This is a genomic window from Paracoccus sp. 22332 (genome assembly GCF_052045125.1).
GTDB lineage: Bacteria > Pseudomonadota > Alphaproteobacteria > Rhodobacterales > Rhodobacteraceae > Paracoccus > Paracoccus haematequi_A.
This window is the reverse complement of record NZ_JBQEOI010000001.1, coordinates 88283-101122: the sequence shown is the minus strand read 5'-3', so window position 1 is coordinate 101122 and position 12840 is coordinate 88283. Positions and strand designations below refer to the sequence as shown.

Genomic DNA, 12840 nt, shown 5'->3' with positions numbered 1-12840 from the left:
TCCCTGATCGGGCGGCGAAAGCGCGGCCTCAGCCCTGGGACAGGATCGCGGCGATCACCCGGTCGGCGGCGTCTTCGGCCGACAGGGTGGCGGTGTTGACCACCAGTTCCGGGCTTTCGGGCGCTTCATAGGGGCTGTCGATGCCGGTGAAATTCTTCAACTGGCCGGACCGCGCCTTCTTGTACAGACCCTTCACATCGCGCGCCTCGGCCACCTCAAGCGGGGTGTCGACATAGACCTCGATGAACTCGCCGGATGCCATCATCTCGCGCACCATCCGCCGTTCCGACCGGAACGGAGAGATGAAGGCCGTCAGTACGATCAGCCCGGCATCCGACATCAGCTTGGCGACCTCGCCCACGCGGCGGACGTTTTCCACCCGGTCGGCGTCGGTGAAGCCCAGGTCGCGGTTCAGCCCGTGGCGCACGTTGTCGCCGTCCAGCAGGAAGGTGTGCTTGCCCATCGCGTGCAGCTTGCGTTCGACGATATTGGCGATGGTGGACTTGCCCGACCCCGACAGGCCGGTGAACCAGACCACCCGCGCCCGCTGGTTCTTCAGCGCGGCATGGGCATCGCGGTCCACATCGGTCGATTGCCAGTGGATGTTCTGCGACCGGCGCAGCGCGAAATGCAGCATCCCGGCGGCGATGGTGGCGTTGGTCATCCGGTCGATCAGGATGAAGCCGCCCAGATCGGGGTTGTCGGCATAGGCCTCGAACGGGACGGGCCGGTCGGTCGAGATATTGACGACGCCGATGGCGTTCAGGCCCAGCGTCTTGCTGGCCAAATGTTCCAGCGTGTTGACGTTCACCTCGTATTTCGGCTCGGTCACCGTCGCCGTGACGGTCTGGGTGCCGATCTTGAGCAGATAGGGACGGCCCGGCAGCATTTCCTGTTCCGCCATCCAGACCAGCGTCGCCTCGAACTGGTCGGCGACTTCGCAGGGCGCGTCGGCCTGCACGATCACGTCGCCGCGCGAGCAGTCGATCTCGTCCGCGAAGGTCAGGGTCACGGACTGGCCCGCCACGGCCTGGGGCAGGTCGCCGTCGAAGCTGGGGATCGTCTTGACCGTGGTCGTCTTGCCCGATGGCAGCACCCGGATCGCATCGCCCGGCCGCACGGTCCCCGCGCTGATCTGGCCCGCGAAACCCCGGAAATCCAGATGCGGGCGGTTCACCCATTGTACCGCCATGCGGAACGGCCGTTCCCCCATCCGGGCGTCGCTGATCGGCGCGTCCTCAAGGTGGCCCAGCAGCGTCGGTCCCTGATACCAGGGCATTTCGGGGCTTTTGGTGACGATGTTGTCGCCCTTCAGCCCGGAAATCGGGATCGGCAGGAAACTGTCCATGCCGATCTGTTTGGCGAAATGGGAATAATCCGCGACGATTTCATAGAAGCGTTCGGCCGAGTAATCGACCAGATCCATCTTGTTGACGGCCAGCACGATGTTCCTGATGCCCAGCAGATTCACCAGATAGCTGTGCCGCCGCGTCTGGGTCAGCACGCCCTGGCGCGCGTCGATCAGGATCACCGCCAGATCGGCGGTGGACGCGCCGGTCACCATGTTGCGGGTGTATTGTTCGTGCCCCGGCGTGTCGGCCACGATGAACTTGCGCTTGTCGGTGGCGAAGAAGCGATAGGCCACGTCGATGGTGATGCCCTGTTCGCGTTCTGCCGCCAGCCCGTCCACCAGAAGGGCGAAGTCGATCTCGCCGCCCTGGGTGCCCGAGACCTTGCTGTCGGCCTCAAGGCTGGCCAGCTGATCCTCGAAGATCATCTTGCTGTCGTAAAGCAGCCGCCCGATCAGCGTCGATTTGCCGTCATCGACAGATCCGCAGGTGATGAAGCGCAGCATGGTCTTGTGCTGGTGTTTCAGCAGATAGGCGTCGATGTCCTGGGCGATCAGGTCGTCGGTGACGTAAACGGGATCCTGGGCGTTCATCAGAAATACCCCTCTTGCTTCTTCTTCTCCATCGAGGCGGCCTGATCCTTGTCGATGGCGCGGCCCTGGCGTTCGGACGTGGTGGTCAACAGCATTTCCTGGATCACCTGGGGCAGGGTCTTGGCATCCGATTCCACGGCCCCGGTCAGCGGATAGCAGCCCAGCGTGCGGAACCGGACCGACCGCATCTGCGGCACCTCTCCGGGGCGCAGGGGGAAGCGGTCGTCATCGACCATGATCAGCAGCCCGTCGCGTTCCACAACCGGGCGCGGCTCGCTGAAATACAGCGGCACGATGTCGATGTTTTCCAGGTGGATGTATTGCCAGATGTCCAGTTCGGTCCAGTTCGACAGCGGGAAGACGCGGATCGATTCGTCGCGGGCCTTGCGGGTGTTGTAGAGCTTCCACAACTCGGGCCGCTGGTTCTTGGGATCCCAGCGGTGGTTCGCGGAGCGGAAGGAAAAGATCCGTTCCTTGGCGCGGGACTTTTCCTCGTCGCGCCGCGCGCCGCCGAAGGCCACATCGAAATTGTATTTCGTCAGCGCCTGCTTCAGCCCTTCGGTCTTCCACAGGTCGGTATGAAGGCTGCCATGGTCGAAGGGGTTGATGCCTTGGGCCATGGCATCGGGATTGTGGTGGACGATCAGGTCCATGCCCGCCGCCTGGGCGGCCCGGTCGCGCAGATCGTACATGGCGCGGAATTTCCAGGTCGTGTCCACATGCAGCAGCGGAAAGGGCGGGGGCGCGGGATGAAAGGCCTTTTTCGCCAGATGCAGCATGCAGGCGGAATCCTTGCCGACCGAATACAGCATCACCGGGTTTTCGGCATTCGCCACCACCTCGCGCATGATGTGGATGCTTTCGGCTTCCAGCCGCTGCAAATGCGTCAGCGTCGCCGGGGGAAGCGGGGTCGGAACCTGGCTGTTCATGGCATCAACTCTTGATCTGGCCGGGGCGGAATCGTCCGGTTCGCGGGACGCTATTCTTCAGCAGAGGTGAAGATGCAAGTTTCGGCCAGCAGAAAAACCAGTGTTTCCTGCCTGTTCGTCAAACGCCGGAATACTGTTCCAAGCCGGTCGCCAAAGCCAGACCATCGGCCACGGCGGTAAAGGCCTCGGATCGGTGCAGCCGGGCATCGGGCAGGATTCGCGCCGCCAGATTCGTGACCAGGGCCATCAGACTGGACCCGCCGACCAGCACCACGTCGCCGATCCCACCCGCAGCGACGCCCGCGCGCGACAGGGTCTCGGCGATCGCCCCGTGCAGATTCGCGTCGAATCCGTGCAGCGCATCCGCCAGCGACCGGGCGTCGATCGGCGCGGCCAGGCGCGGCTGGATGAAGCCCATGCCGATCCGGGCCTCGTCGCCCCCATTGGCGGCGATCTTGCCGCGTTCGACGGCGAAGGCCAGGTCGTGGCCCAGCTCGTCCGTCAGCACCGTCACCAGCCGCTCCATCCGTGCCGGATCCACGGCCAGCCGGGCCATCTGCTGGGCCAGCCTGCGGTTTTCCGGCGTATAGACAAAGGGGATATGTGCCCAGGACGCCAAGTCGGCATAGATCGCGTTGGGCACCGGCAACAGGCCCGGTCCCATCTCTCGGCGCAGGTGCGAACCGTGTCCCAGCAACGGCATCGCATGGCTCAGCGATACGGCGGTGTCGAAATCTGTCCCGCCCAGGCGGATGCCGTGGCTGGCCAGGATCCGCACCCGCCCGTCCTCTGCGCGATAGACCGAAAAGTCCGAGGTGCCGCCGCCGATATCCACGATCAGCCCGGTCCGGCCCGCCGCGCCCATGCCGTGGCATGCCAGGGCGGCGGCCTCGGGTTCGGGCAGGAAGGCGACGTGATCGAAGCCTGCCGCATGATAGCAGGCGCGCAGATCCGCCTGGGCCTGGGCGTCTCGGGCGGGATCGGCGTGGAAATGCACCGGACGGCCCGACAGGGCGCGGGTCTGCGGCTGGCCGGTCGCGGATTCGGCCCGCCGGCGCAGTTCGGCCAGGAAGGCTGTGATCACATCCGCAAGCGTGCGGCGCTTGCCGGCGATCAGCCGCGATTCGTGCAGCAGCGGCGTTCCCAGCACGCTTTTCAGCGCGCGCATATAGCGCCCCTCTTGCCCGCCGGTCAGGGCCTGGGCCGCCGCATCGCCGATCTGCATCGCGCCGCCGCGCGCGGGAAAGAAGACGGCGGTCGGCAGGGTGTCCGATCCCGCCTGGACCGGGACGCGCCGCACCGCCCCGCGATCCAGCACTGCCACGGCGGTGTTCGAGGTTCCGAAGTCGATGGCAAGGCTGGGCGTCATGGCTGGACCTTTCCTGCTGAAAGTCCCGGCGGGTGTCCCAAGATGGGCGATGCGGCAAGCGCCGCGGCCGAAAGACGGGTTGACGCCGCGATCAACAATGCAACAGTCAGGGAAACAAGGCGAAGCACCCGGAAGGCAGGCGCTAAGGCATGATCGACCCACAGCAGGCAACGCCCCGGCCCGACGCCCCGGCCGTCGAGGATCCGGCGACGATGCCCTTTCCGCTGATCAGCGACATATCCGCAGCCCGCTGGCTGCTGGTCTTCATCATCGCCGCCGCGATCTATTTCTTCCACGGCTTCCTGGTGCCGGTGCTGGCGGCGACGATCATCGCCTTCGCCAGCTGGCCGCTGTCGCGCAGCGTGCAGCGCGCCCTGGGGATCGACCGCACCGCCACGGCGGCGCTGTTCGTGCTGGTGATCGTGCTGTTTCTGGTCGTGCCGGTCACGATGGCGCTGCTTTATGCGTTCCGCGAATTGCAGCAGTGGATCTATTGGGTGTTCGAGGTGAACGCCAACGGCGCCGCCACGCCGCTGTGGATGGTCGACCTGCCGCAGATCGGCGACTGGATCGACGAACAGTGGATGCGCCATATCGGCAGGCCCGGCGCCATCGCGGATCTGGTGCAGCTGACCAGCGGCAACACCATCGCGTCGATCTATCGCAGCGTGCTGGCGGCGGGGAACGTGGCCTTCCATCTGGCGCTGAACCTGCTGTTCATGCTGATCGCGCTGTTCGTGTTCTATCGCGACGGCGACAAGATCGCCGGCCAGATCGACATCATCGGCGCCCGCATCCTGCCCCGCCGCTGGGAACGGCTGTCGCGGGTGGTGCCGCTGACCATCAGCGCCACCGTCACCGGCATGACCCTGATCGCCATGGGCGAGGGGGTGATCCTGGGCATCGCCTACTGGATCGCGGGCGTGCCCTCGCCGGTGACGCTGGGGGTGATCACCGGCATCATGGCGCTGATCCCCGGCGGTGCGCCGCTGTGCTTTACGCTGGTGTCGATCTATCTGGTGGCCAGCGGATCGCCCCTGGCGGGGGTGCTGCTGTTCCTGTGGGGGGCGATCGAGCTGTTCATCGTCGACAAGACCATCCGCCCCGTGCTGGTCGGCGGGCCGGTCAAGATGCCGTTCCTGCCCACGTTCTTCGGCCTGGTGGGGGGCGTCAAGACCATGGGCATCGTCGGTCTGTTCGTCGGGCCGGTGCTGATGGCGCTGCTGGTGGCGATCTGGCGCGAATGGCTGCGGGAAATCCGAACCCATCCGCAAACCCCTTGAACGCCGGGCCTTGCTGAATATGATCCGCGCATGGCGTGTGCTGCGTGCGCCCAGGGACGACCCCTGAATACGGAGACTGGTTGAACCGTTTCTGACAAAAGGGGGGCTGTTTCATGGCAGGCCGAATTCAAAACACCATCCGCAAGTTCCTGGAGAGCGGCACGTCCGGGGGGCTTTTGCTGATCGCGGCGGCGGTGCTGGCGCTGATCGTCGCCAACTCGCCCCTGGCCGAGGCGTATTTCAACGTCCTGCACGCCTATGTCGGGCCGCTGTCGGTCGCCCATTGGATCAACGACGCGCTGATGGCGCTGTTCTTCCTGATGGTCGGCCTGGAAATCAAGCGAGAGATGGTGGACGGCCACCTGTCGTCCTGGCCGCGCCGGATCCTGCCGGGTGTGGCGGCGGCGGCGGGGATGGCGGTCCCGGCGTTGATCTATCTGTTCTTCACCGCGGGCACCGGGGCGACGCATGGCTGGGCCATTCCGTCCGCCACCGACATCGCCTTCGCGCTGGGGGTGATCTCGCTTCTGGGGTCGCGGGTGCCGACCTCGCTCAAGGTGTTTCTGGCAGCGCTGGCGATCCTGGACGACCTGGGCGCGGTGGTGGTGATCGGGCTGTTCTACACCACGGGCCTGTCGCCGGTCGACCTCGGGCTGGCCGCGCTGGTGCTGGCGGCCCTGATCGGGATGAACCGCGCGGGCGTGATGCGGCTGTGGCCCTATCTGGTTCTGGGCGCGGTCCTGTGGTTCTTCGTCTGGCGGTCGGGGATCCACGCCACCATCGCGGGTGTCCTGCTGGCGTTGACCATCCCCCTGAAGCGCACCCCCGCCACGCCCGAGGCGCGTCCGTCGGAAAGCCCGCTGCACCGGCTGGAACATGCGCTGATGGCGCCGGTGGCCTTCCTGATCATCCCCGTCTTCGGCTTCGCCAATGCCGGGGTCAGCTTCGCGGGCCTGGGATCCGAGGCGCTGCTGGCCCCCGTGACGATGGGGGTCGCGGCGGGCCTGGCCCTGGGCAAGGTGGTTGGCATCTTCGGCGCGGTGGCGATCCTGGTGCGGCTGGACTGGGCCGACCTGCCCCCCGGCGCAAGCTGGATGCAGATGCTGGGAACATCGCTTCTGTGCGGGATCGGCTTCACCATGAGCCTGTTCATCTCGCTTCTGGCGTTCAGCCAGCCGCTGTTGCAGGACGAGGCCAAGATCGGCATCCTGATGGGATCGCTGGTGTCGGGTATCGCTGGCTATACCATCCTGCGCTTCGCCAAACGCGAGGCGCCGCGCCGGATGCAGTCCGCAGGCTAGGGCAGGGCGGCCGTTTCAGGCCCGACGGTCGGAACAGGGCGAAGGCGACGGCCTTCGCCAAGAAGACAGGGCGCCGACAGGATTCCCGGCCTATCCTAGACCGGCCAGACCATCAGGATCAGCGGCACCCCGGTCAGCACCACCAGCACCGACAGGGGCAGCCCCAGCCGGGGATAGTCGCTGAAGCGGTATCCGCCCGGCCCCATCACCAGGGTGTTGCACTGATGCCCGATGGGGGTCAGGAAATCGCAGCCCGCACCCACGGCGACGGCCATCAGGAAGGCTTCGGGCGCATAGCCCAGCGTGCCCGCGAAGGTCACCGCGATAGGGGCCATCACCAGCACGGTGGCCGCGTTGTTCAGGAACGGCGTTACCGCCATCGCCGCGACCATGATCAGCGCCAGGGCGCCCCAGACCGGCAGCCCGGTCGCCACGCCCGACAGCCAGGCGCCGATCAGGTCGGTGCCGCCGGTCGCCTGCAACGCCTCGCTGACGGGGATCAGCGCGCCCAGCATGACCAGCAGCGGCCATTCCACGGCCTCGTAGGCCAGTTCCGGGCTGATCGCGCCGGTCACGATCATCAGCACCGCCGCCCCGAAGAAGGCGATGGCGACCGGCAGGATCCCGGCGGCGGTCAGGCCCATCGCGGCGGCCAGGATCAGGATCGGCATCAGCTCCTTGCGCACGCTGCCGATGCGCAGGTTGCGTTCCGCCAGAGGCAGCAGGCCCAGCGACCGGATGCGGTCGGGCAGGATTTCCACCGGGCCTTGCAGCAGCAGCACGTCGCCCGCCTGAAGCCGCGTCCTGGACAACCGTTCGGTCATGCGATGGCCCGAGCGCGACACGGCCAGCAGGCTGATGCCCTGTTCGTCGAACAGCCGGATGCTGCCCGCGCTTTTGCCGATCAGGGCCGAGGTAACGGTCGTCACCGCCTCGATCACGCCGATCCGGCTGGCGGGCAGGTCCAGCTTCGAGGCGGCATCATGACCGGCCAGTTCCAGCCCGCCCTTGGCGACGGCGCGTTCCAGCCCGTCCGGCTCGCCCCGCAGCAGCAGGATGTCGCCTTCCTGGATCACCGTGTCGAACAGCACGACCTTGCGCCGCTCGCCGCCCCGGATCAGGCCGGTCACGGTGATCTCTCCGTCGGCCATGCCGATCAGCGCGCCGATGGTGCGCCCGGCGGCGGCGGATCCGTCGGGCACGGTCGCCTCGGTGTTGTAGTCGCTGATCTTCACCGCTTCGCCCAGGGACGCGGTGGCGCGGCGGTCCGTCGGCAGCAGCCGCCAGGCGAACATCAGGAACAGCACGCCCACTGCCGACAGGCCCAGGCCCACAGGTGCGAAATCGAACATGCGGAAGGGCTGGCCGGTCATGTCCTGGCGCACCTCCGACACGATGATGTTGGGGGACGTGCCGACCAGGGTGATCAACCCGCCCAGCAGCGATCCGAAGGACATCGGCATCAGATAGAGCGAGGGCGACTGCCCGGATTTCTTCGCCATCTTCAGCGCGGCGGGCATCATCATCGCAAGCGCACCGATGTTCTTGACCAGCGACGACAGCAGCGTCACGGTGCCGACCAGCACCAGAAGCTGCACCCCCATGGTGGTCAGCCGGCGCACCAGCCACCGCAGCGCGGCGTCGATGATGCCCGACCGCGACACGGCGGCGCTGACGACCAGGGCGCTGCCGACGATGATGACGATATCGTTGCCGAAGCCGGTGAAGGCTTCGTCCGGCGACACGGTGCCCGCCAGCAGGGATGCCAGCAAGGCCAGCATCGCCACCACGTCATAGCGGATCCTGCCCCAGATGAACAACGCCATCATCACGCCGACGATGGCGAAGGCAAGCATCTGCTGTACGGTCATGAAATCGCCCCCTGTTCCCCGTCCAGGCGAAGGGGATCACCGCAAAACCGGCGGGCAGGAGATTTGGTTGCCGGTCCGGGATGGGAAAGAGCGAAGATTTTTCTCTGTCCCGGCGCTGCGTCAGCCTTGGTCCGCCGCCATCCGGTGCCGCCCGATGGGCAGCATCATCGGCCGCCCCGAGGTCGGGTCGGGGATGATCCGGCTGTCCAGGCCGAAGACGGCGCGGACGGTATCGCGGGTCAGCACCTCTGGCGGGGTGCCCTGGGCATAGAGGCGGCCGTCGGCCATCGCGACCAGGCGGTCGGCATATCGCGCGGCCAGGTTCAGGTCGTGCAGGACCATCACCACGGTGGTGCCGCGCCGGTGGTTCAGGTCGGTCAGCAGGTCCAGGACCTCGACCTGGTGGCTGATGTCCAGGAAGGTCGTGGGTTCGTCCAGCAGCAGAAGGTCCGTTTCCTGCGCCAGCGCCATCGCGATCCAGACCCGCTGGCGCTGACCGCCCGACAGCTCGTCCACCGCGCGTTCGGCCAGATCCAGGGTCTTGGTGGCCTCCAGCGCGGCGGCGACGGCCTGGTCGTCGCGGGGCGACCAGCGGGACAGGATGCCGTGATGGGGATGGCGGCCCCGGCCCACCAGGTCGGCGACGGTGATCCCCTCGGGCGCGATGGGCGATTGCGGCAGCAGACCCATGACCTGCGCGACACGGCGGGGGGCCATGCGGTGGATGGCCTTGCCGTCCAGCAGCACCTGGCCCGCGCGCGGCGACAGCAGCCGCGACATGGTGCGCAGCAGCGTCGATTTCCCGCAGGCATTCGCGCCGACGATGGCGGTGATCCGGCCCGGCACCACGTCCAGATCCAGATCCCGCAGGATCAGCCGGTCGCCATAGCCCGCGGCAAGGTGCCGGACGGAAAGGGAATGGTCAGTCACAAGGATCCTCCGGCACGGTTCACGCGCACGATCAGCCAGATCAGATAGGGCGCGCCCAGGGCGCCGGTGACGACCCCCACCGGAAAGCGCGCGGGCAGCAGGAACTGGCCCACGTAATCGCCCCCCAGCACCAGCAAGGCTCCCACCAGGGCCGATGGGACCAGCACCGATCCGTTCGGCCCCAGGATCCGCGCGGCGATGGGGCCGGACAGGAAGGCCACGAAGGCCACCGGGCCGGTGACGGCGGTGGCGACGGCGATCAGGCCCACGGCCGACACGATCACCAGCATCCGCGTCAGCGCGACATTCGTGCCAAGCGCGGCGGCGGTATCGTCCCCCAGCCGCAGCGATTCCAGGTCGCGGGTGCGGCTGACCAGCAAGCCGCCGAACAGGGCCAGAGACATCAGGATCGGCAGCGCCTGGGACAGTTGCGCGCCGTTCACGCTGCCGGTCAGCCACCGCATCGCCTCTTGCAGATCCCAGGATGGCGCGCGCGTCAGGACATAGGCGATGAAGCTGTCCAGCATGGCCGAGACGCCGATGCCGACCAGGATCAGCCGCGTTCCCGCCACCCCTCCCTGCCAGGACAGGGCATAGATCAGCAGGGCGACGCCCAGCCCGGCGGCGACTGCGAAGGCCGACACCACCGGCCCGTCCAGCCCCAGGATGACGATGGCAAAGACCGCCGCCGCGCTGGCGCCCCGGCTGATGCCGATGATGTCCGGGCTGGCCAGCGGATTGCGCAGCATGATCTGGAAGGCCGCGCCGCCCAGGCCGAAGGACAGCCCGGCCAGGATCCCCATGACCGCGCGCGGCAGCCGCAGCTGGCCCACGGTGAAGGATGCGCCGGGCACGTCCTGGCCCGCCAGCACCCGCAGCACGGTGCCGGGCGGCACGAAGGACTGGCCCAGCATCAGCGTCAGGGCGAATCCCGCCAGCAGCAGGGTCAGCGCGCCCGCGACGACGGTGGCGCGCCGCCGGGTGCGGCGCCGGCGTCCGGCGGCGACCAGGTCCAGGGCGGTCATAACGCGCGGACCCTGGCGCGGCGCACGATCCAGATGAAGAAGGGCGCGCCGATGAAGGCGGTGACGATGCCCACGTCCAGCTCGGACGGCCGGGCGATCAGGCGGCCCGCGATGTCCGAGGCGATCAGCAGGCAGGCCCCCGCCAGGGCGGAAAAAGGCAGCAGCCAGCGGTGGTCGACGCCCACCAGGACGCGGCACAGATGCGGCACGATCAGGCCCACGAAGCCGATCGGCCCACAGACCGCCGTCACGGCCCCGCACATCAGGATCGCGCCCAGGGCGGCCATGGCGCGGGCAAGGGCCACACGCTCGCCCAGGCCTGCCGCCATGTCGTCGCCCAGGGCCAGCGAGTTCAGCTTGCGCGCGCTGGCCAGGCCGATCGCGAAACCCGCCGCCAGGAACGGCAGGACCGGAGTCAGGCGCGCGAATGTCGCCCCGCCGACGCCGCCCACCTGCCAGGATTGCAGGCCACCCGCAACATCGCCGCGCGACAGCATGATCGCCAGCACCAGCGACAGGAACGCGACCGAGGTGGCGACCCCCGCAAGCGCCAGCTTCAGGGGCGTCGGCCCCCCTCGGCCCAGCGATCCGATGGCATAGACGAAGACCGCCGTCGCCGCCGCGCCGCCGATCGCCACCCAGATATAGGCCTGCGCGGAGGCGATCCCGAAGAAGGCCACCGCCACCGCGACCGCCAGGGACGCGCCCAGGTTCACCCCCAGGATCCCCGGATCGGCCAGGGGGTTGCGCGTCACGCCCTGCATGATTGCCCCCGACAGGCCGAGCGCCGCCCCGGCCAGCGCGGCCAGCAGCGTGCGCGGGATCCGCGCCGCCGCCGCCGCCTGGCCGATGCTGTCCACCCGCCCCCGCAGCGCGGCGGCGATGTCGTCCCAGCCGACCTCTCGGGTGCCGATGGCCACCGACAGCGCGCATAGACCCGCAAGCAGCGCCAGCATCACCGCCAGCCAGCCCGCGCGGATGCGGTTCGACCGGGGCGCGAGGCGCGCGCGCGGCAGCGAGTTGGCGGCCGCCGTCATTCGGACTTCTGCGCGGCCTCGGCCAGCAGGGCGGCGTAATCCTCCAGCACATAAGGAAGCCCCAGCGGCGTCGGGTTGGCGGCATTGCCCAGCGGGTCGTTCCTCAGGACGACGATGGCGTCGTTGGCGACGGCGGGCATGTGCCTGAACAGCGGATCCAGCCGCATCGCCGCCAGCAGGATCGGCCCGCCATAGGTCACGACGATATCCACATCGTCGAAGGCGTCGATCCGTTCGGCGCTGATCGACCCGAAGAACTGCCCCGGCTGCGTCGCCTGAATCACGCTGCGAGGCATCGACAGGCCCAGATCCTGGAAGAACTTCACCCGCGTGTCGTTGGCGCTGTAGAAGTTGATGACGGACAGGTTGGTCGTGTCCAGATGCGTCACGAACATCGCCGTCTTGCCCTGCAGCTGAGGGTGGCGGGCGATGGCCTGGGCGATCTGCCCCTCCATCCGGGCGATCAGGGCGTCGCCCTCGGCGGCCATGCCCATGCCCGCGCTGTTCATGCGGATCATCTGCCGCCATTCGGTCGTCCAGGCGCCGTCGGGATAGGCCACGACCGGCGCGATCCGGGACAGCGTGTCGTAATCGGCCTGGGTCAGCCCGGAATAGGCGGCCAGGATCACGTCGGGCTGCGTCGCCGCCACCCTTTCGAAGTCGATGCCGTCGCCCTCGTCGAACAGCACCGGCGTCTGGGCGCCCAGTTCGGCCAGTTTCTCCTCGACCCATGGCAGCACACCGTCGCCGTCGTCATCGCCGTAATTCGCCGCAGCCATCCCCACCGGCACCACGCCCAGAGCCAGGGGAACCTCGTGGTTGCCGGAATTGACCGTCGCCACGCGCTGCGGCTTTTCCGCGATGACGGTGCTGCCGAAGGCATGGGGGATGGTGATCGGATAGTCCTGGGCCGCAGCAAGGGCGGGCAGCAGCAGGGCGGCAAGGCCGATGGCAAGACGGATCATGGGCGCGATCTCCTGTGACAGGCCAAGGCTTTTCCGCGTCGCGGCGGTCCCGTCAACCCCGGCCAAGGGCCTGTTCGCACGGGCATTAACACTTTTCCATGGATTCCGACAAAAACAGTGGGATTCTTCAAGACAGGCGCGCGCAGCCGCTCCTATAAGCCCCGCCAGCATGATCGGCGCGCCGTCCC

The 12840-nt window shown here is 67.8% G+C and carries 10 protein-coding genes; 2 read left to right on the top strand and 8 right to left on the bottom strand.

Translation table 11 applies throughout. The annotated features are described in order from the left end of the window. Positions 1-28 precede the first annotated feature (28 nt). From cysN to ACTJI6_RS00425, 3 genes are all read right to left on the bottom strand, one after another. Positions 29-1942, bottom strand: coding sequence for a sulfate adenylyltransferase subunit CysN (cysN, locus tag ACTJI6_RS00435; protein WP_440796858.1), 1914 nt, complete (start codon positions 1940-1942; stop codon positions 29-31). Further along, complete coding sequence (gene cysD, locus ACTJI6_RS00430; RefSeq protein WP_440796856.1) at positions 1942-2871, bottom strand: sulfate adenylyltransferase subunit CysD; 930 nt, start codon at positions 2869-2871, stop codon at positions 1942-1944. The genes cysN and cysD overlap by 1 nt, the downstream gene beginning before the upstream one ends. A gap of 118 nt (positions 2872-2989) precedes the next feature. Further along, on the bottom strand, positions 2990-4240 hold the full coding sequence (locus ACTJI6_RS00425) for an Hsp70 family protein (RefSeq protein WP_440796854.1): 1251 nt from the start codon (positions 4238-4240) through the stop codon (positions 2990-2992). 149 nt (positions 4241-4389) lie between these two features. Between ACTJI6_RS00425 and ACTJI6_RS00420 the strand changes: the two genes are divergently transcribed. Continuing rightward, positions 4390-5523, top strand: a complete 1134-nt coding sequence (locus tag ACTJI6_RS00420) for an AI-2E family transporter (RefSeq protein ID WP_126153496.1) — start codon at positions 4390-4392, stop codon at positions 5521-5523. A gap of 113 nt (positions 5524-5636) precedes the next feature. Then, positions 5637-6824 carry a Na+/H+ antiporter NhaA gene (nhaA, locus tag ACTJI6_RS00415; RefSeq protein WP_440796851.1) on the top strand — a complete coding sequence of 396 codons (1188 nt, stop codon included), beginning with the start codon at positions 5637-5639 and terminating at the stop codon, positions 6822-6824. A 95-nt stretch (positions 6825-6919) separates the two neighbouring features. On the opposite strand, the gene ACTJI6_RS00410 is transcribed toward nhaA, so the two are convergent. The 5 genes from ACTJI6_RS00410 to ACTJI6_RS00390 all read right to left on the bottom strand — a co-directional run bounded on the left by ACTJI6_RS00410 (position 6920) and on the right by ACTJI6_RS00390 (position 12652). Beyond that, on the bottom strand, positions 6920-8695 hold the full coding sequence (locus ACTJI6_RS00410) for an SLC13 family permease (RefSeq protein ID WP_440796849.1): 1776 nt from the start codon (positions 8693-8695) through the stop codon (positions 6920-6922). A gap of 120 nt (positions 8696-8815) precedes the next feature. Continuing rightward, complete coding sequence (locus ACTJI6_RS00405) at positions 8816-9625, bottom strand: ABC transporter ATP-binding protein (RefSeq protein ID WP_126153499.1); 810 nt, start codon at positions 9623-9625, stop codon at positions 8816-8818. Further along, on the bottom strand, positions 9622-10650 hold the full coding sequence (locus tag ACTJI6_RS00400) for a FecCD family ABC transporter permease (protein ID WP_440796847.1): 1029 nt from the start codon (positions 10648-10650) through the stop codon (positions 9622-9624). Before ACTJI6_RS00400 ends, ACTJI6_RS00405 begins: the two co-directional genes overlap by 4 nt. Beyond that, on the bottom strand, positions 10647-11687 hold the full coding sequence (locus tag ACTJI6_RS00395; RefSeq protein ID WP_440796845.1) for a FecCD family ABC transporter permease: 1041 nt from the start codon (positions 11685-11687) through the stop codon (positions 10647-10649). Before ACTJI6_RS00395 ends, ACTJI6_RS00400 begins: the two co-directional genes overlap by 4 nt. Continuing rightward, positions 11684-12652: an iron-siderophore ABC transporter substrate-binding protein gene (locus ACTJI6_RS00390; protein WP_440796843.1), complete on the bottom strand. Its 969-nt coding sequence runs from the start codon at positions 12650-12652 to the stop codon at positions 11684-11686. Before ACTJI6_RS00390 ends, ACTJI6_RS00395 begins: the two co-directional genes overlap by 4 nt. Positions 12653-12840: the final 188 nt, after the last annotated feature.